Below are 19668 nucleotides of genomic sequence, written 5' to 3'. Positions count from 1 at the left end.
AATTCCTCCTAAAATCCAACTGTTAAACGCATTGAAAATGATCGTGGGTTAGGTAATGAAGTACCACCTGTTAAATATAAATCCGGATCAACTCCCCTTAATCGACCGCTAGCCCAGTAATAAATGTTATTTGCCGAAAGCATTAATCGCGCATTTTTGACGTAACTGTTTTCGGTTTTCAACAATCTATTTAAATCATAGGCTAACAATATTTCGCTAATGCGCAAATTACTTGCATCGGCAGCACGAAAATCACTGCGGTTGTAGGCTGTTTCATCTATGTTGCTAACAGTACCTAAGTAAGATCGCTGAATGGTACTTAATAAGCCTGGGATATTCGTGTAATTCTCATCACCAACGGCTTGCCATCTGTAATTTAAATCACCTGATTTAGAACCTGAGTCATCATAGGTACGAGAAGCGACAGGACTTGTAAATACTTTATGTCCGTAAGAGTACGTTAAAAACATTCTTAGCTCAACTCCCTTATATTGAAATGAACTGGCAACTGAACCTGTTCCAAGTGGTTGGCGGCTGCCTAAGTAGGTGATCAACGAGCGATCTCTTGAAGCTGCAACAATTCCATTCACTTCGCCATCAGCTCCGCTGAACAACGGACGACCTTCCGAATTTAGCCTAGAATAATTAAACCCGAAAAGAGCCTCTAATGGATAACCTGCAATTGGGTATCCGTTTGGATTCGTAATTTGACTTAATAAAGCAGATTGCAATTCACCATCGATTAATTCATTCTTAACATATCCGTAGATCAAATTCACATCCCAAATAAACTCTTGCTTATTCAACACATTTCGGTAACCCAAAGTCACATCCACCCCTTTATTGCTCATAGTTCCAAAGTTGATTCTCTTTGTAGGAAAACCATCTTCTTGAGCAACATTAAATGGAACAACTAAATCTTTGTTCTTACGCGTGTAATATTCTGCTGTTAAGGTCAACCGGTTATACAAAGACAAGTCAAATGCAAAATTGGTTGTGTAATCCTTTTCCCAAGCCAAGTTATGTAATTCAGGAGCTAACACATTGATTCCTTTACCATTATTAGATGCATCCAAACGCGGTAGGTTAATAATATTAGCATTCAGCATCGGCGAAGTTTCAAAACTATTACCCCGTAATGCATGACTCACTCTAAATTTTAAATAATCGACAACTCCATTAGCATTTAAATCTTCGAAGAATTCCTCTTTTTCAACATTCCATGCAAAGCCTAGCCCATAGTTAGGAAGGAATTTTGAACGTTGCATTCTACCAAACATGTTACTTCCATCTTGACGTCCGCTGATGTCAAAGTTGTAACGGTCTTTAAATGAGTATTGCAAATTTGCGTAGTATCCAAGACTTCTTCTATCCTGAAAGTTCTCTATGTACGTACGGTCGTCTCGGTTAACAGCATAGATCATTCCTAACCGAGATGGAGAAGCGATTTTACCTCCATAATACATGTAACCATACGCTTTAGAATAATCTCTATCAACGTAGGTTTTTTCCATTTCAACACCTACTAAGAAATCAAATTTATGCTGACCCACTTGCTGATTGTAAACCAACTGGTTACGAACACTCCAGAATGACTGCCATGTATTCCATAAATACCTGAAACCACCTTCTGGCAATATTGTTTCTCTATAACCGAAAGGCTCATTTGGATCTTGGTACAATAATGGATTTTGATTTCTCAATACATCATTGTAATCTACACGGTATGCATTAGCCATGTTAGAACGCTCAGTAACTGTGTGGCTAACCTTACTATTGTTTTTACGTATTGCATATGTACCGTCGAATCTTAAATTCTTTGTAATTCTATACGTTGGTCTAACGATCAAGCGAACTTCTTGCGTTTGGATATCATTAAAGTTTTCTTTCAATTCCTCAATGATGTTAAATGGTGCAAGATTTTCTGTGTAGTAACGATATGAACCATCTGAATTGTAAGGGTACATCGCTCTACTTGTATTCATCGCATACAAGAATGGATTGATTTCAAATGAACGTGTAATCTCGAAGTAATTACTTGAAGACAAATCACCAGATTCATTTGTTCCCGGCGTTTGTTGATTCCGCATATTCCAGTTTAAGTTAACATCTAAATCAAATTTCGGAGTGATATTAAACACTGTTCTTAAATCTGTTGTATAGCGCGTAGTTCCAAAACCGACTGCCTGACCATTGTCATCTGCAAGACTTCCTGAAACATAATAAGTATGCTTATCACCACCACCCGAAAATGACAAACTGTGTTCTTGGATTAAATTGTTGCGAAACAATTCATTGAACCAGTTTGTGTTTGCATTAGCAGATCTATTCAACTCTTCATAAGCTTGGTCTATGTTGATATTCCTCATCGCTAATTGGCGATAAGTTTCTGTAAATGCTCCTGTAAAGTTCGGCCAGTTAGCATTGGATAGATAACCTCTATCGTACATCTCTTTGTAGAGCTGCATTTCCTGATTGGAATTCATTAAGTTGAACTGACCAATGCTAGGTTTTACACCAACTGATAATGCTGAACTTATACTAATATTTTTTGAGTTATAAGTACCCTTTTTCGTCGTGATTAAAATAACGCCATTCGCCGCGCGTGTTCCGTACAATGCTGTCGCAGCACCATCCTTCAGTATCATGATATCTTCGATATCCTGTGCATTTAGTCCAGCAATTGCAGAACCTAAAACTGAAGCAGGGTCACCACTATATAATTGAGAAACCGATACGTTTGCTGGAGAAGTAATAGGAACTCCATTGATTACATACAAAGGCTCTTGATTCGCACTGATGGATGAATTACCCCTGATACGGATTTTTGGTGTAGCACCAAAAGTTCCCGAAGTATTTTGAACTGAAACACCCGCCGCCGCTCCTTGCAACATTCTAGAAACGTCCATTGAACCTGACCGGTCAATATTCTTTTTGTCTACAACACTGACGGAACCCGTGAATTTCTCTTTATTGATTTTCTGAAAACCAGTAATAACGACCTCATCAATATTTTCATCTTCGCTTGCAATAGCTACTGACATATTAACTGACGCAGCTAAAGTAACTGATCTAAATCCAACAGCTGTAAATCTCAATGAAGCATCCGATTTGCTCACTGTCAGACTAAAACGTCCATCATCGTCCGTGGTTGTTTTATTTGCTGAATTCACTTCGGCAACAGTTACCCCAGCTAAAGGTTTACCTGCAGCATCCACAACTCTACCTGAAGCTCTAACTTGCTGGCTTTCGACAGTTCGGATAGACTCAGGATTTATCGTAATTATTTTATCAGAAATAATGTACTTAAACGGCTGTAGGAGAAAAATTTCATCCAGCACATTTTTAAGATTCGCTTTATTTGCAGAGATAGTGACTAGGTTAGAATTTTTGAAATGACTTGAATTGATCAAAAAACTATAGCCCGTCTGCTTCTCAATCTCACCTAAAGCTACTTCCAATTTTTGCTTTTTTAAATTAAGCGTTACTTGCTGCCCGAAAATATTTGCGGAAGCTTGTATGCAAAATAAAAAGACGATTATCGCGGTTAATTTCATTGCTAAAATGGTGGTATAACTTATTTTAAGCTCAGCCCACAACCTACGCATATTTCCATAGGAAGAAACTATAACTTCTTCGTTTTTCATAATTGTTAATTAAGCACTTACATAAGAAGTTCATACATCAGAAACTATACTTATATTTGTACTGGTTAATAAAAAATTTTGTAATTCGTTCACAGATTTTAAAACCATCTGCTAGGGGTGCGTCAACACCTCTAGTTTTTTTGTTTATTATGAATTTAGTATCGTTTTACAAGTACCCTCCTTCCCTCGATTTCGAATGTATAATTCGTATTGATTTCTAAAACTTTTAATAATTCAGATAATCTTACTCCCCTAGAAACAGTTCCTGACAATTCGATGTTATCAAAATCCTGTTCGTAAAATACCATCTTGACATCGTACCAATTTTCAACTTCTCTTAATATTTCTTTAAATGAACTGTTGTCAAATACAAACTTCTCATTATTCCAAACCTTCATGATTTCAGGTTTTAAGTATTTGATATTGACATTTTCTGCAACGACAGATTGTTGACCCGGTTTTAGCAAATATTTATTTCCTCCAGAGTGAATTTCAACACTTCCTTCGATCAATGTAGTCTTTGCATATTCATCTGTAGAAACTAAATTAAATGAGGTTCCCAAAACCTGAATATCTTGTTTTTTTGAATGAACAATAAATGGTCGATCCTTATCTGGGCTTACTTTGAAATATGCTTGTCCTTCTACAAAGACTTCTCTTTTTTCTGATTCGAAATTAACTGGATATCGGATTGAAGAAGCTGCATTAAGCTCAATCACACTTCCATCGCTAAGCTTCAATTTTGTATGTCCACCTTTTGGCGTATTTACAGTAAGATATTGTACTTGTTCATCTTCGTTCAGGTCCTTATATAATACCTCTCCTTCCTCATTTATATAGACTTGCAACCCACCTTTATCATAGACCAATCCAGTGACTGTTGAGTCAACCGTAATTTTATCACCATTTTCTAACACAATCATCGCCATGGATTGAGCGGGTTCAATATCTTGTACTATATAGTTAGCTTGGACTTGTTCTTGGTTGTTTATAGTCAATAAATATATAGATGCTCCAAATAAAACTAGAAACGCTGCTGCGATTCCTGTCCAGAAATATAGTCCATTAGCAGATTTCTTTTCTTTTTTAATTTTTGGCACATCATTCAGCCGCTCATCGAGCAATAAATTTTCAAAAATTGTAGTCAACTTTCTTGAAACTTCCTCCTCGGAAATTGTTGCATCAAAATCAGTTGGAAAATCCATTTCTGATAAAATGTCGACAAATTCTTCATTTGAAAAATGAGAAATGCCATACAATAATTCTTGTTTCTCTGTTTGACCTAAAGAATTTTCAAAATATCTGGTCAGTAAATACTGAAACCTTTTTATTTCCATTTTTTTATCAATTTTTCTTCGCCCTTTAATAATAATACGAACGTCAATTCAAAACTCACTATTCGAAAACAAAAAAAATTTCGTTTAAATAAATAAAATACCCTAAATTCACAGAATAGTTAACCGAAACTTTCAATGCATTTTAAAAATATTGAGAAATCTATTCTTATAGATTTTAAAAAAGGAGATGTAAAGGCCTTTGAATATATCTATAACATGTATTCAAAATCACTTTACAAAAGTTTATTATATTTATTAAAAGATCCAATCGAAGTCGATGAAATCTTGCACAATGTATTTCTTAAAATCTGGGCAAAAAAAGAAGAAATTGATTTCGAGAAAAACTTGTACAGTTATCTGCTAAAAATAGCAAATTCGATGGCAATCGATCTTCTAAGAAAAAACATCCGAACACAATTGCTGTGCGATACCTTGTCACAAACAGAAATTAGGGAAACTGCTTCTGTAGAAGAAACTTATCTAAAAAAAGAAGAGTGGATTATGGTTGAAGAGGCAATAAACTTGCTCCCTCCCCAACGCAAATTAATCTTCACGCTTTTTAAGCTGGAGGGAAAAAGTTATCAGGAAATAAGCGAGCAGTTGTCGATTTCTACATCGACAATTAGCAATCAATTGGTGCTATCGATGAAATTTCTACGAAAATTCATCCACGAACATCAGCGTGAAATAAGAACATTATTCTTTCTGTTTTATTTCCTGTAAAAGAAATTAAAAAAAAACATCAACGAAGTTTTGCTATCCATCTAGCAAAGTTTTGCTGTCCTAGCCCGCTCCTCGAATGCGGTTTTGAATATCATCGTCTGAATTTGATTTTCGTTGCGAAATATCAGAACGTCCAAATTTGTAGGTAACCGTAAAATTAATAATCCGGCTGTCGAGGTTTGTATTTTGGTATATATTGATGTTTTCAAACTGAACTGCACGCGCATAGGTCGCAGTTTTAAAAAGATCCTGGCAAGCTAGTTTAAAATGAAAAGTATTGTTCATGATTCCTTTTTGGATGCCCGCAGAAACAGTATAGAATGGATCGCGGACGAACTGTCCATAAGCAGTTTTGGTTTGATAATTTCCGGTCAATTCCACAGAAAAAGCTTTCGGCAGACGAAATGTATTGATGGAATTTGCCGTCAACGAAACTAAACCATTCTGAAAATCTGTCCCCTGAGATTGTCCATCATAATTGTTTTTATACAAGGTCACAAAATTATTCGTAGACCAAATTCGGACAGGTTCAAGAGTTGAAGCAATCGTGAAGCCATAATTACTTAATTTGTTGATGTTTTCGGGACGAAGAATCGTCGTTGTCGTGGCGTCAATCTGCGTAATTAAATCGGCAATGACGTGATCGGTGCGTCGATAAAACACAGCCGCATTCAGCATACTTCCGTGTCCATATCCCATTTCAAATGAATGTGTCGTTTCGGCTTGTAGAAATGGATTTCCTTCGTAGAAAACCGATGGATCGCGATAAAAACGAAATGGATTCAAGTCATAATAATCTGGACGCTCGACCCTTCTGCTGTAATTGAAATGAAGATGCTGATTTTCACCGATGGACTGTTTCAAAAACAAACTTGGAAACAGCTGAAGATAATCTCGTTTGACCAAAGAATCAATCGTCAACTGATGGCCGGCAGTCTTTGTATATTCTGCACGAAGGCCTGCTTGAAGTTCGAACTTTCCAACAGTTAATTTATAATTTGCGTAAGCCGCATGGATCTGCTCATCATACACAAAATGGTTTGAACTCGAAGCATCGTATACCCATTCTTCATTTTTTAAAGTATCATAAAGAACGCTGTTATCCGCATTGACGAAGGAACTTTTCCATCCAAAGTCTAGCATAGATTTCTCGTTCAATGGCTGTACATAATCAACCTTGCCCATCCATACTTTCGTGAACGATTCGATAACGGATTTTCGATACGATTTAATGACAGGATCTGCATCGCTTAGAGCTGCGAAATCGGTAAACAGACGTTGATTTCCGTCATAGTTATTGCCCGAATAAAACAGTTCAGCAGACAACTCTTGTCCTTCTTTTTCGAACTCCTTATTTAGCGTCGCGCTAACCTGGTAGCTATTCCACACATCCTTGCTGTTATTATCGGTTAATGCATCCGATAATAACTCATTTGAGGTATTCCTGATGCGATTGGACGAATGGTTTTTGTTCTCATAACTTCCGATATTCCCAGAAGCAGCTATCCCTAAAACTAAACTTTCGGAAGCATAATAATCAGTTCCAAGCCTAAAATTATTAATATACAAAGGCTCTTCCGTTGTGGATTCCTGTGTCGAAGTTTTATCCAGATTTCCACCGTTGTAGAAATTCCGGATAAAAGAAAACGTTTCAGATTCTCCACGATAACTGTGCGTGTAATTACCGAAAATATTAAATTTTTCCGAACGATTATTCAGTGTAAAGCCCGAAGCATAGCGAAGTTTTCGCCCCGCTCCTGCTGTCGCGAACACAGTTCCATTCGTTCCGACGACGGTTTGGTTTTTCAGCTTGATATCAATAATTCCCGCTGTGCCTGCCGCATCATACTTTGCCGAAGGATTCGCAATGATTTCAATCGTTTGTATATTCGATGATGGGGTGCTGCGCAATAAATTTGTCAGATCCTTCTGCGACATGTAGGTCAATTTCCCATTCAGCATAATCGATACCCCAGCCTTTCCTCTCAGCGAAACATTGCCATCATCATCCACATGTACACCTGGCGATTGTTCCAATATATCCAATGCTGTATTTCCTTCAGCCATCAGCGAAGCAGCAACGTTCACAACCAAGCGGTCGATTTTTTGCTGAATCAAAGGAACTTTTCGCTGCACAACGGCAGATTCAATTGTAATGGATGAAGATTGCAATACAATATCATTTAGTTTTTGGGCTGAACCCAAAACCGTTATTGCTAGCTGATCAGCTGTTTGAAAGCCCATTTTGCTAACACTAACTGAATAATTACCTTCAGTCAAATTCGCAAATTGATACACACCTGTCGAATCACTTATTTCAGTTCTTAACAAGGTGTTTTTTGCATCGAACAGCGATATTGTCGCAAACTGTATTGCTTGCTGATTTTCATCGATGACCCTGCCCTCGACATTATTTTTTTGCTGCGCAATGCTATGCATGTTCCACAGTAAAAGTGAAATCAATGATAAAATGTAACTAGAATTTTTCAAGATTTATTTTTTTACGCCTTGATTGTAGGCGTGTTTTCTAATTTTAAAATAGATAATGACTGATACTATGCTCAATATCAGAAATAGCAAATCAATCAGCAGGATATCAAAAGCTTCTGACTGAAAGGTTTGCCAAATCCAGTTGTGCCCGAAAATGCCATTGGCGATCGGAACTCCTAAACATAAGATAGCCGACAAAATAAGTGACTGACGATTTGTTAATGCAATACTTCTCCGTACAATAAAATACAAGCCTAAAATCAGCCAAGAATAAAAATACCAGTTATACATGTCTGATTGCGTAGCATCCGGAAAAATCTTGACTAGAATAAAGGTAAAAGCAGTCACGGGAAGCATTGCCAGACAAGCGGCCATAAAGATATTGGCAAGCCAAAAATTAAACTTTTTCTTATACGCTGGAATATTCGGTTTCTCACGAGCAACTAACCAGATTAAAATCCCTGAAATGATCACCACGCAGCCCATAATCCCTAAAACAAAAAAGATAACGCGCACAGGTTTTCCACCGAAATCTCCAAAGTGCAGGTGATAGATCAATGCTTTGACATGGTCAATGTAGGATGATTCCGTATTGGGAGCTTTCTCAAGTAAAATCTGCTGATCTTTTACGCGATAAACCAGTTTGCCAGATCCCGCGAAATTATGCTTCGGATCCGGTTTGGTTTCCACTAAGACGTGCATGTTTTCATCCTGATAATTCTTGATGTGCATGCGCGCCAATTTCGTCGGTGCCCAATCGGCTTCAATATCTGCAAGCAACTGATTCAGGTTAAAATATGTTTTTAGTTCCTTGTAAGAATACGGATAACTCTCGCCAGAAGAATATTCTAAATCCTGGTATAATTTCTCGCTATCGCCCTCATACAGCACTTTGCTGTAGGGCGTAATTAATGCAAAATTGACAATCAGCACAATTCCAGTCACGGCAAAAACAAATTGAAATGGAAATCCGATCACGCCTAAAGCCGTGTGAATATCTGTCCAAACTGTTTTCCATTTACTGAAAGGCCGAAAAACAAAAAAGTTAGATTTGATTTTGTCCCAGTGCAAAAACAGACCGGTAATTAAAGCAAAAAGGAATAGAAAGGACACAATGCCAGCTACTAAATATCCGAAAGGCGTTCCAATGCGGATCGGCACCTGATTAAGCTGCGCCAAGAAATGCAAGCGGTAAAGAAATTCACCCATGTCATAAGATGAACTATAATCTGAAGTGGTCTTGCTTTGAAAATCATATTGAAAATAAGCAGAATCTTCATTATTTCCGCGCCCGCGTCCTCTTCGTCCGCCTTCTTTTTTCACAGGAACTTTACTGATTGTGGTATCATGAGAAATGCTCATGTTCACATAAGTTCCCATCTGGTGACGTTGCACGTAAAAATCAAAATCGCGACCCCTTAAGTTGTGCTTTTGTGAAAGAGAATCTAGGATATAATTAAAATCCTGTTTTACTTCATTCTTTCCTGCAACATACGAAGTATTATTCTGCCAAGCCGAAATTTCATCCCGAAAGAAAGAAAAGGAGCCTGCAAAAAAGATGACGTACAATAACGCACAAATAATAATCCCACTAATCGTATGGGTATGGAAATAAACATTGTATTTTCTAAGATCCATAATTAGATGAAATAGGGAATTAAAAATAAAAGAGTAAGCGCAGTATACACGAGCCAAACTTTCCAAACATTCGGACAGATAAATGCCCAAAGCAATAGAAATGCCCAAAGGATATATCCGGTGATGAATGAGGTAATAATCACATTTTTTTGCGGAAAGATTTTGGCAAGCAATAAATGCGCGCTGAACATGACCGCATAACCGCCGATTGTTCCAGCGAGAATTCGCAATAAACGGATCCAGCCAGATTTGGTTAAATATTTTTTATTAGCAGGCATAATTAAATGGTGAATTCTAAAATTAAGCAGACAACATACAAGCCGATTAATTGAGGCAAGCGTATGTAGTTAAAAGGGAAAACAAGAACAATCAGCGAGCCCATTGCCATAATCGCGCAAATGGCAGCCATAATACCGCTCATCCATCCTAACTGAAAAATGCATAGTGCGGTTGCAATCAAAAAAATAATTGCTACGTAGGCTTTCGAAAGTTTTTCATCCTTTTCTAAAGCTGTTAAAAAATTAGATTTTGTTTTCCAGCGTGCCTTTTTGGAACTGTTGTACCAAAGAAAAAAACCAAAGAAAAACAGAAAGAAGATTGTACTTAGCATAATTAAAAAGAAAAGCATCGTTGTCTGCAAACAGTCAACGATGCTCGTGTTATATGATTTAATTTAATTTTGAAATTGCAGTAATTGTTCCGCCTTCAACACGTAGGCCTTGTGTGGCAACGCCGGTAGCAGCATCAATTTTATACACGAAACTCGTTCCTTCTTTCAAAGTCAAACCAACATGTCCGCTTCCGTTCAAACTCGAATAATTGGTTGCTGTCACGTTATTGATTTCGCTAGAGTTTGGCAATCCTGTCACTTTCTTAAAGGTTTTATCATACACGTTCACGACTCCAAAATTAAATCCTGCTGTATATTCTCCTTTTTCATTTTTCTCCGTCATTAAGACAATAAAGTTTCCTTGTCCGATGTAGAACCAATTCGTCACATTAAATCCTCCAGATAGTTCCTCGAAGTTTAAATAAAAACTCATGTCATATTCGGTCGTACCTTTATTGATCCTTACGATCGCTGAAGGTTTTGTGCTGGTGATTTTACCTCCGCTTGTTGCTGTAGAAGATGAAAATGCATAAAGATCGCCTTTCTCATCAACCGCTGTTCCATCAACAAAATAACGTCCGATGTAACTTGTGCGGTCATCTTTGATCACTTTTTCCAATTTCATTTCTGGATAAGAATAGACTGCAATCCAAGAACTATCCGGATAAGCTGTCGCGAAAGCGTCGCCACAACATCCTTTAACCGACATGTATGGAGCAAAAACTTTGTCGCCAAATTGCCTAATCCAAGTAAAGTGTGCCAATTCGCCATTGCCGGAAGGAATCTGATTGTTGACCGTTCCTTCCGAAGTAATCAATAGGCTATTCGTATTGACAATGTAGAAATTCGTCAACTTATTGGTGATGCTTCTTGAAATCTTCATCATTAAAATATCATCATTCACGGGAGCAAATGCTTGTACTGTTTCGGATTGAAAATCCGAAACTTTATTCAAACTTCCATTCGTGATTTCATAAGTTGTCACTGCGCCAGGATTTCCTTGTCCATATAACATAGAGAAGAATTTGTTATTCGCCGTCATGTAATAGCGGTAAGTCCCATCTTGTTCCACACCATGACCTCGCGTCGATATTGAACCTTCTTCCAAACTTTCTGCTGTCAGCAAATAATCTGCAACACCTGTTGATGCAATCGGAGAAACAGCAACGATGTAATTTCCATAATTCGGTGGACCTACGTCATCTTTTTTACATGAATTAAATGCAGATAGTGTGATGAGCGCAAGTACTATAGTTTTAAAATTTGTTTTCATTCTTAAATTCTTTTGATCGATCGATCTTCAATTTTTATTTACTGATAAAATAACGCAGGTTAACATAAAAAGCTCGTCCTGGTTTTTGCAAGCTAAAGTTGTCATACACTTTAGCGTTAGTCACATTTTTCGCTTCGAAGCCAATGTTGTAGCGGCTATCTGCCAAACTGTATACAAGATTGAAATCATGTGTGAACTGTTGAGGAACAACTAATTTTTGTCCACCTCTGCTTGGCCAATACAAATAGAATTCATGCACATACAATAAGTTGTAACCCACATTTAAGGTATTTCCTTTATTCAAAAAATCGTTGAAAATCACCGAAGCATCAGCGTGCCCGAATAAATAAGGAATATTAGGCATTTGATCATTGTACAAAGGACTTACTTTTGAATAATTAGGTTCATACTTCTGCTTATTTTGCAAATATTGGTAGGTAATCGAACCGCCAACAGTCAGCCAGTTTTTGTAGGAGTATCTCGCGTCAGCATCTGCTCCCCAAGTTTCAACACCTTCTCTGTTATCCGCGACTAATTTAGACTGGTTGTTATTCAATCGGTTATAGATAAAGTCACTTGCATAGCGATAAATCAAGCTTGATCCGACAACAAAACGGTGATCTTCTTCAAGAGAGAAATTGTAGTTTGCGCCCAAGTTGACATTATGGCTTTTCTCAGGTCGAAGATTTCCATTGGCTTCTTGATTCTCCACGTCACCAAACATTTCGTACGGTGTAGGCATGCGGTTTGTCAATTCGTACGAGGCTTTAATCTGTAAATTAGGCCTGATGTAATAGGCAGAAGCTAAACCATATCCGAATCGGTTATGAGTCGTGTCTTGTGTACCGCTTTCATTATTTTGGGTAAGAAGCTTTCCAAAAACGGTTGTCGTCCATACATCACGGACGCCATAGGTATATCCTAGTCCTAAGATATTCTTGTTTGTTTTTTGAGGAAGTTCATAGGTCGCATTTGTAGGGTTCAGTTCATCATGGCCTTTGCGGTTGAATGTTGAAAATACATTGCTCAATGCGATGCTATGGTTATCGTTTAAACGGTAGTTTAAATTTGCTGTCGCAAGTCCTTCGTTATTTTTATAGATGTAGTGCTGTCTTGCACGCTCACCGTTTGTACCATTTGGTTTTGAAGTTCCGTACCAATCGTAACGCACATTGACCGTATCAATATTTTGTTCTTTACCCAAGTTGTAATTGGCATTCAAAATCAAATCCAATCCTTTGATAATATCCGTTTTCTTATATTTTAACGTAGGCATTACAGTCGAACCTCGACGGTGCCATTGTCCAAATACCGAACGCATGCGCGCGCCTGTTTGGATTTCCTTGTAATTCTGTCCTAAGATTACGCCGACTAACAAACGATCCGCAAAGCTTTTGTCGACAAAACCAACTTGCGCAATCACTGATTCATTGTGGTATTTATCATGGAAACGTTCAACAACTGCATCGCGCTCATAAGCACCTGTATAAATATCAGCCGCCTCAACAGTTACTTTGTAATTGTTATCCGAATAATTCTGGAAAGCATTTAATTGGAACGTCAACCCATTCTTTGTCGTTGCAGCCGCATTAATCGCTGTTCTATGTGTGTTGAACGAACCGTAACTGTACGATGCATCGACGAAATTGCGAAAGCGGTCATCGGTAACAATATTGATTGCGCCACCCAACGCATCGGAACCTAACCACATTGGAACTACGCCTTTATAAACTTCCACGCGGTTGGCTAAATTGATTGGAATGTTATTGATTTGAAAAGATGAACCAAAATTATCCATTGGGACACCATCCACAAAATAACGAACGTGTTCCCCTGAGAAGCCATTAAGAGATAAGTTGAAGTTTGATCCAACTCCTCCCGACTCACGAACACGAACTCCAGCAACTTTATCCAATGCACCAGCGATATTCAAGGTCGTATTGTATAATTTAGTTGCATCGATTGCAGTGACATTGTATGCCTGACGATTTACTTCCTGCACTTTGGTAATTCCCAATACCTCAACTTCGTCGATTTCCTTATTCGATTTCGTTAAAGTGAAATTATGTGTATTGGCCGTACCTAAAGTTAAATTTAGATTTTTGTTAAATGTTTCCGCACCGATAGCCGTAATCACGACATCCACCGTTTTTTGCTTTAGCGCTTTAAACTGATAGGCTCCACGTTCGTCTGAAATTGTCTTCTGACCGTTAATGCTAATCGTAGCACCGTGTAAAGGCTGATTGCCTAAATAAATTATCCCCTTTAGTGTGGTTGATTGTTCCTGTGCGTAGCTCGTTAGCACGCAACAAAGTAGAGCAACTATTGCCCAAATTTTCGTAAATTGCATTCTCTTTTAATTTCCGTTAGAAGAGCATACTTTTTAAAGTATGCATGGTGAATCTAATTTTTTAGATTTTAAAGGCGCCACTCTAGAAATTGCCGTTTCTAGGTGGCGCTATTTATTAATTTATTTGACCTGAATAAATGTTGTTGATCCTTGCCATACATGTGTATGGCCCTTATCGTTCCATTTTCCAGCTTGTTCTTGGTAAGTAGAAGTTTCTATGACATAGTTTCCTTTCCATAGCGGTTTAAAATTGATAGTTCCGTTTTGATCAGTTTTGAACGTTTTGCTCCATCCGGAAGCTGACATCACCAACACTTCAGCATTTGCTGCCGCAATACCTTTTGCAGTCACCTGCAAGGTAACATCATCTTTCAATGTGAACGTTTTTGCTTGAGCGGTAACAGCTAAAGCAGATGCAGGCTTTACTTGTGAAGGAGACTTTCCAACTTGAACAGGAATTACCGAAGAAAAAACGTATTTGCTTTGTCCGCCAAGATCTTTGGCTGCATGTTCAGTAGACACAAAATAAGTTCCGTCTTCTTCCGGTGTAAATTCAGCTTGAAGAAATGTCTTTTGATCGGATAAGGTAAGTTTTGTTTTCTTTTGGCTAGGGCTGATTAACCAAACTTCAATGGTCTTCAAATCAGAGTACCAATCTTGCGTAGGTTCAATTTCGGCATTCGCGTATTCGCCGTAAAAGATTTTTACTGTTTGGGGTTGATTTTTGTTAGCAATAGGTGAAGCCTCTATCCAAATGGCATGTGCTTCTGCTAAGTTTACACTTGTTATCCATAGTAACAACAACGTAAAAAGTGGTTTCCAGTATTTCATTATTTTATTTAGACTAATTATAAACAACAGGGCAAATATAGTACTTTATCTAATTCGTCAAAACAAAAATTTCACTTTTATTTAAAAACTCCTCTCCTTTAAAGCAATAAAGAAATAGCTATGGTCGAACACAAATTCTTTTGTTAGACCGAACGAATAATTCAGCAAGTAGTTTAAATCTTTCCAAATCTAAAATCTAGTTGTGCTAAAAAGAAGAACGAATTCGCGCATTAATAACTTACGCATATGATTTATTAACGAATATTAAAGTTCTTTTTCATTGACTCAAATAATTTAATATCAATAAATTAAGGAAAATATCAATTTCTGGTTATCTTTATCTATCTATTTACCTTAAAGTAGAAAACCATGAAAAATCATGTCATTGGCAAAAAAAGAATTGCCGTCAAAAAAATTAGGACCCCTAAGAACCAACTGCACAAAGTCCAAGCTCATTCTATACACGAACATGAAGAATGCATCAATGATGAGTTTATCCACAAAACGGAATCCTTGATCAATCAGTTATCAAGCACGCCCCTATTCCAACAGCTATCGTTGAGAATTAATGAAATAAAAAAGATAATCGATGCATATAAAATACATGCCCATCAGATTAAAAAAGTCAAATAAAATCAGCCTGCTCGCTGATTTTATTTGACTTCACATCAAAAGCAAAAAGGAGTCGGCACGCATGCTTGATCACTGTCTATAGAACAAACCTACAGTCACGCTATGCGCTCCAAAACTCCCATCAATTGTATTTGTAAATAGCGAATAAGGCGAATAATTATAGCGAGCTTGAATCCCAAAGTCCCGAATGCGTAACTGAAGTCCTTGGCCTAGATGAAATGTACTGAACGGTTTAACAAACGAAGGCTTATCCTCTGCCTCCTTTTTATCCGCTGGCCATTCTGCATAGTCTGCCCTTGCTCTGGCATCATCATAAAAGTAAAATCCATAACCCAAGACCGAACTCCACTGTAAGTCAATGTATTTTCTTTTATTGATTGCGTAAACCTTGTCCATTTTTAGGCCAACCATTCCAGAAAATGATTTCGTATGGCTTATAAAATCAGCGTTCGCATAGCTAAAATCTTTTCGCTTTGGAAAATTTACGCTAAAGCCAAAACTTCGTATCGTATTATTCGCTAATTGCTTTCGTATCCATAATCCAACATTCGGCGAAACATTCATTGTGTTCTTTAAATTTCCAATCGGAATGGTCAGCCCGCCTTCCACTTCGACAAACTCAAATTGATTGCGGTATCCAAATTTATTATCAATGGTATCCAGCTCCTGCGCGAGAAGCGATTGAGTCATTAATCCTAAGACGGTTAATAGTAGTATGACTTTCATAAGGTTAAAAATTGATAAATGGTAAACTTCGGCTTCCGTTCTTATTCCAAAAACCTAATTGCAATCCGCTCAGCGCGTTGGTTTTATTATAAATGCCAATCTGTAAGCCTGTGAAATCTGTTGACGCGTTATAAACTCCAAGCTGAATACCTTTCATGTAGTCATTTCGGTTCGAGATGCCGATGTTGATTCCATGTGCAGATTCAGAAAAGTTTCCGAAACCCGAAATATGCAATCCATTCATGCTCACGACTCGATTATAAGTCGCATTCACGCTCAAACCATTTATTTTATCCGAAAAATTGTACATCGCGAAACTCAATCCATTATGCACAGTTCCTTCCATATACCCCCCAACAGCTAGGTTCAATCCATTCGAAATTAATTTCAATCCTGTCCGTTCCTCCGAATGTTTTCCATCTAGGCTATAGAGAACTACCATCGGCGACAGCACCATCAAATCGATATTGATCCCGTTGACTCGTTGGACGTATTGACTTTCTTGAAAATGACCGACCCCGACAACAAGCCCGTTGACTTGTTCGGTATCGCCTGTCATAGGTGACAGGCTAAAGATCTTTCTCTTCTGTCCGTATATCGTATTCAAACAGAATACAATAAGTAAAGTTGTAAGCAGTGTTTTCATGTTGTTTATCTTTTAATTGACAACACAAAACTATTGCGGTTTTTGTCAAGAAAATTGCGCAATACAATAATCTTATTCGATATATTTGTGATAATCACAAAACAGAACGAATGTATCAGGAACTATTGATTCAAGCCATGCATAAAAAAAATGCAAAGAATAATTCATTGATTGAACTAGTTTCTGCTGTGTTGGATATCAGTTATGACGCCTCGCATCGTCGTATCTCGATGAAAAGCAAGTTTTCGATTGATGAAGCAGTTTTGCTGGTACAGCATTTTGGAATCTCGATGGATACTGTTTTTCAGGAAGAGGAAAGTGTGTTGGTGAAGAAAACTAAGGAAATCCGAAGTTTTCAAGATCTTTCGAATTATTTAGAAAGTTCGATCAGATCCTTGAACGAATATCCCGCAACAAAAGAAACTTCAGTCTATTATTCGGCAAAAGACATTCCCTTGTTCTATACGATAAATACCAATTTATTATCCAAATTCAAGCTCTTTGTCTGGCTAAATCTTCTTGAATTTGAACGTGAAAGCCAATCATTTGAATCCTTTGAACTGAAAGCTCCGACCTTAGAAAACAGCTTAAAATTAAAGGCATTCTATTCAGATGTGGACAGGCATGAAATCTGGAACGACACTACGATCAATAGCACCCTGCAACAAATTGTCTATTTTTTTCAATCTGGATTGCTATCATCCGACAATGCAAAAGCACTTTGCGAAAGCATGAAAGAACTAATTTTCGAAATAGAAAATCAATGCGTTCCGAAGAATGATCAGTATCATTTATATTATCACGAGTTATTGATTCTCAATAACAATGTCTTGGTCGCAGATGCGAATCAGAAATCACTGTTCGTTCCGTATACGATGCTTGGCTATTTTATCACAAAAGATACGGATACCTGCAAAAATGCGTTTGATTTTTTCCAGCATCAGTTAAAAAATTCTAAACTGCTAAATAAAGCGGGCACTCGCGACAAGAAAATTTTCTTCAATCGGGCATATCAAAAGATAGACTTCTACAAAAATCAAATTGTATCCGCACATGAATTCGGATAAATAAATCAAGTATGAAAAAATCAAGCCTACTCGCAGTCTTAGTTCTGTTATTGACAACAAATTTAAATGCGCAAATAACCAAGGCGGTTCCCAAAGGCTTTTGGGTCGCATGCGGCGGAAACGAAGTATTAGTCATCAACCCCGACGCAAGCGATCAGCAATCGCAGATCGTGTGGAATTGGAAGGTCAGCGAAGCTGAAAAACAGATTCCCCTTCACTATCAGAAACTGCTAGTTCCATTGGATGAATGCAAATTGATCGACAACAATACAAAATTACTACTTACATCTTCAGGCGGGGCAACCTGCATAGTCGACATTAAGACCAAAAAGGTTGAATTCTACGCGCAAACACCAATGGCGCATTCTGCTGAAATTCTTTCCAACAACTTAATCGCTGTCGCAAATTCGACGCACGCAAAAGGAAACAGCTTGGAAATCTACCATCGATCGAAACCCGAACTTGTGCTGGCGAAAGACTCTTTGTATTCAGGCCATGGGGTTAGCTGGGATGCAGAAAGGCAGGTTCTGTATGCTTTGGGTTATGATAATCTTCGAACGTACAAAGTAGGGTTTGACAAAGGCAACAAAGTCGAATTGACTCTATTAAAAACGGTAAAACTTCCAGATTTAGGCGGACATGATCTTTCTGTAATCGATAAAGACAGGCTATTGGTATCTACCCATCATTCAGTTTTCAACTACAATGTAGTTGCGGATACATTTGAAGAATTTGAACCGTTGAAAAAAATAGAAAATGTGAAATCTGCCAATTTCGACCCGATAACCAATACCTTGGTATATACCAAAGCAGAAGAAAGCTGGTGGACATTTAACATCTATAGCCAGCATCCTACACGGAAAATACACATTCCCTCGACCAAATTGTATAAAGTTAGAGTGGCAAAATAATAGCTTCAAATTAGCAGATGCTTGATTTTGCAAAGGATTATCGTTAGCTTCGGATTACAATTATAAAAACAATCAACAGCCTACTGTAAATTAACAATAAGTTAAACATTCTGTAATACGCTGGTTAACTTGATTGACTAATTTTATTGAATTATCAAGCTAAGCTAATTGAGGTAAATGAATCGCTTTAAAACAGAAATTTCTGAAAAAGAATTTGTGAAATTCAGAGAAGGAGATCCGTCGGTCTTCCGAAAGATCTTTGATCTATTTCACAAACCGATCTTTCATTATATCTATTCGTTTACAAAAAACAGAGAAGATAGCGAAGAATTAGTGCAGGAAGTTTTTACCACATTGTTTTTAAAAAGAGATAGCTTGACAGATTCGTCAGGATTGTATCCTTATCTTTTTGTTGTCAGCAAACGGATGATGATTTCTGATTTTCGCAAGCGTGTGGTTAAGGCTAAATACCGAGATCACCTTGCTCAGGAATGGAGTGAAGAGAGTCGAATTACCGAAGAGCAAATTCATGCTGCAGATCTGTCTCGCACATTGGAACTTGCTATGAATGAGCTTTCTGTCAAGGAACAAGAAGTTTATCGATTAAATAAACTGGAAGGTTTTTCCTACCATGAAATTGCTGATCGATCGGGCGTATCAAAAAACACAATAAAAAACCAGTTGATTTCTGCTTCGAAAAAGATAAAATGGAAAATAGAGAAAATCTACTCCTTAATCTTTTTTCTATTTTTTTTATAAACCGATAGTCCTTCTCCCCATGCTTCA

General features: G+C 37.6%; 16 protein-coding genes. 5 read left to right on the top strand and 11 right to left on the bottom strand.

The window, feature by feature from the left end; genetic code table 11:
* Positions 1–8 precede the first annotated feature (8 nt).
* On the bottom strand, positions 9–3647 hold the full coding sequence (locus C4F49_RS13780; RefSeq protein WP_196936426.1) for a SusC/RagA family TonB-linked outer membrane protein: 3639 nt from the start codon (positions 3645–3647) through the stop codon (positions 9–11).
* A gap of 155 nt (positions 3648–3802) precedes the next feature.
* Positions 3803–4984, bottom strand: coding sequence for a FecR family protein (locus tag C4F49_RS13775; RefSeq protein WP_196936425.1), 1182 nt, complete (start codon positions 4982–4984; stop codon positions 3803–3805).
* Positions 4985–5119: 135 nt separating this feature from the next.
* Here C4F49_RS13775 and C4F49_RS13770 point away from each other — a divergent pair, with 135 nt between their 5' ends.
* Positions 5120–5707, top strand: a complete 588-nt coding sequence (locus C4F49_RS13770; protein ID WP_196936424.1) for an RNA polymerase sigma factor — start codon at positions 5120–5122, stop codon at positions 5705–5707.
* 60 nt (positions 5708–5767) lie between these two features.
* Here the strand turns inward: C4F49_RS13770 and C4F49_RS13765 are convergent, their stop codons facing one another.
* From C4F49_RS13765 to C4F49_RS13735, 7 genes are all read right to left on the bottom strand, one after another.
* A complete protein-coding gene (locus C4F49_RS13765) occupies positions 5768–8197 on the bottom strand; it encodes a TonB-dependent receptor (RefSeq protein WP_196936423.1) in 2430 nt (809 codons plus the stop codon).
* A gap of 3 nt (positions 8198–8200) precedes the next feature.
* Positions 8201–9835 (bottom strand): PepSY-associated TM helix domain-containing protein, encoded by a 1635-nt coding sequence (locus C4F49_RS13760; RefSeq protein WP_196936422.1) that lies wholly within the window; start codon positions 9833–9835, stop codon positions 8201–8203.
* A gap of 2 nt (positions 9836–9837) precedes the next feature.
* On the bottom strand, positions 9838–10113 hold the full coding sequence (locus C4F49_RS13755) for a hypothetical protein (RefSeq protein ID WP_196936421.1): 276 nt from the start codon (positions 10111–10113) through the stop codon (positions 9838–9840).
* 2 nt (positions 10114–10115) lie between these two features.
* Positions 10116–10445: a hypothetical protein gene (locus tag C4F49_RS13750; protein WP_196936420.1), complete on the bottom strand. Its 330-nt coding sequence runs from the start codon at positions 10443–10445 to the stop codon at positions 10116–10118.
* Between the two features lie 58 nt (positions 10446–10503).
* A complete protein-coding gene (locus tag C4F49_RS13745; RefSeq protein ID WP_196936419.1) occupies positions 10504–11718 on the bottom strand; it encodes a DUF4374 domain-containing protein in 1215 nt (404 codons plus the stop codon).
* A 34-nt stretch (positions 11719–11752) separates the two neighbouring features.
* Entirely contained in the window at positions 11753–14068 is a 2316-nt protein-coding gene (locus C4F49_RS13740) for a TonB-dependent receptor domain-containing protein (RefSeq protein ID WP_196936418.1), read from the bottom strand.
* Between the two features lie 120 nt (positions 14069–14188).
* A complete protein-coding gene (locus tag C4F49_RS13735; RefSeq protein ID WP_196936417.1) occupies positions 14189–14899 on the bottom strand; it encodes a DUF4198 domain-containing protein in 711 nt (236 codons plus the stop codon).
* A gap of 369 nt (positions 14900–15268) precedes the next feature.
* Here C4F49_RS13735 and C4F49_RS13730 point away from each other — a divergent pair, with 369 nt between their 5' ends.
* Positions 15269–15532 (top strand): hypothetical protein, encoded by a 264-nt coding sequence (locus tag C4F49_RS13730; RefSeq protein ID WP_196936416.1) that lies wholly within the window; start codon positions 15269–15271, stop codon positions 15530–15532.
* A 69-nt stretch (positions 15533–15601) separates the two neighbouring features.
* Here the strand turns inward: C4F49_RS13730 and C4F49_RS13725 are convergent, their stop codons facing one another.
* Together C4F49_RS13725 and C4F49_RS13720 are read right to left on the bottom strand one after the other, a co-directional pair.
* Positions 15602–16258 carry a hypothetical protein gene (locus C4F49_RS13725; protein ID WP_196936415.1) on the bottom strand — a complete coding sequence of 219 codons (657 nt, stop codon included), beginning with the start codon at positions 16256–16258 and terminating at the stop codon, positions 15602–15604.
* Positions 16259–16262: 4 nt separating this feature from the next.
* Entirely contained in the window at positions 16263–16904 is a 642-nt protein-coding gene (locus tag C4F49_RS13720; protein ID WP_196936414.1) for an LA_2272 family surface repeat-containing protein, read from the bottom strand.
* Between the two features lie 110 nt (positions 16905–17014).
* On the opposite strand from C4F49_RS13720, the gene C4F49_RS13715 reads away from it, so the two are divergent.
* The 3 genes from C4F49_RS13715 (at position 17015) to C4F49_RS13705 (ending at position 19641) form a co-directional block, all read left to right on the top strand.
* The gene (locus C4F49_RS13715) at positions 17015–17971 is read left to right on the top strand and encodes a hypothetical protein (RefSeq protein WP_196936413.1); all 957 of its coding nucleotides are present in this window, start codon (positions 17015–17017) and stop codon (positions 17969–17971) included.
* A gap of 11 nt (positions 17972–17982) precedes the next feature.
* A complete protein-coding gene (locus C4F49_RS13710; RefSeq protein WP_196936412.1) occupies positions 17983–18882 on the top strand; it encodes a DUF6528 family protein in 900 nt (299 codons plus the stop codon).
* 177 nt (positions 18883–19059) lie between these two features.
* The gene (locus C4F49_RS13705) at positions 19060–19641 is read left to right on the top strand and encodes an RNA polymerase sigma factor (RefSeq protein ID WP_196936411.1); all 582 of its coding nucleotides are present in this window, start codon (positions 19060–19062) and stop codon (positions 19639–19641) included.
* The last annotated feature ends 27 nt before the right edge of the window (positions 19642–19668 follow it).

Origin of the sequence: Sphingobacterium hungaricum (assembly GCF_015210005.1) — a bacterium.
Taxonomy (GTDB): Bacteria; Bacteroidota; Bacteroidia; order Sphingobacteriales; family Sphingobacteriaceae; genus Sphingobacterium; species Sphingobacterium hungaricum.
The sequence above is the reverse complement of the archived record's forward strand: the minus strand, read 5'-3'. Positions and strand labels throughout refer to the sequence as shown.

Coding starts and splice junctions, on each gene's coding strand:
- C4F49_RS13780 (WP_196936426.1), bottom strand. CDS start 3,647: ATGAAAAACGAAGAAGTTATAGTTTCTTCCTATGGAAATATGCGTAGG.
- C4F49_RS13775 (WP_196936425.1), bottom strand. CDS start 4,984: ATGGAAATAAAAAGGTTTCAGTATTTACTGACCAGATATTTTGAAAAT.
- C4F49_RS13770 (WP_196936424.1), top strand. CDS start 5,120: ATGCATTTTAAAAATATTGAGAAATCTATTCTTATAGATTTTAAAAAA.
- C4F49_RS13760 (WP_196936422.1), bottom strand. CDS start 9,835: ATGGATCTTAGAAAATACAATGTTTATTTCCATACCCATACGATTAGT.
- C4F49_RS13755 (WP_196936421.1), bottom strand. CDS start 10,113: ATGCCTGCTAATAAAAAATATTTAACCAAATCTGGCTGGATCCGTTTA.
- C4F49_RS13750 (WP_196936420.1), bottom strand. CDS start 10,445: ATGCTAAGTACAATCTTCTTTCTGTTTTTCTTTGGTTTTTTTCTTTGG.
- C4F49_RS13745 (WP_196936419.1), bottom strand. CDS start 11,718: ATGAAAACAAATTTTAAAACTATAGTACTTGCGCTCATCACACTATCT.
- C4F49_RS13740 (WP_196936418.1), bottom strand. CDS start 14,068: ATGCAATTTACGAAAATTTGGGCAATAGTTGCTCTACTTTGTTGCGTG.
- C4F49_RS13735 (WP_196936417.1), bottom strand. CDS start 14,899: ATGAAATACTGGAAACCACTTTTTACGTTGTTGTTACTATGGATAACA.
- C4F49_RS13730 (WP_196936416.1), top strand. CDS start 15,269: ATGAAAAATCATGTCATTGGCAAAAAAAGAATTGCCGTCAAAAAAATT.
- C4F49_RS13725 (WP_196936415.1), bottom strand. CDS start 16,258: ATGAAAGTCATACTACTATTAACCGTCTTAGGATTAATGACTCAATCG.
- C4F49_RS13720 (WP_196936414.1), bottom strand. CDS start 16,904: ATGAAAACACTGCTTACAACTTTACTTATTGTATTCTGTTTGAATACG.
- C4F49_RS13715 (WP_196936413.1), top strand. CDS start 17,015: ATGTATCAGGAACTATTGATTCAAGCCATGCATAAAAAAAATGCAAAG.
- C4F49_RS13710 (WP_196936412.1), top strand. CDS start 17,983: ATGAAAAAATCAAGCCTACTCGCAGTCTTAGTTCTGTTATTGACAACA.
- C4F49_RS13705 (WP_196936411.1), top strand. CDS start 19,060: ATGAATCGCTTTAAAACAGAAATTTCTGAAAAAGAATTTGTGAAATTC.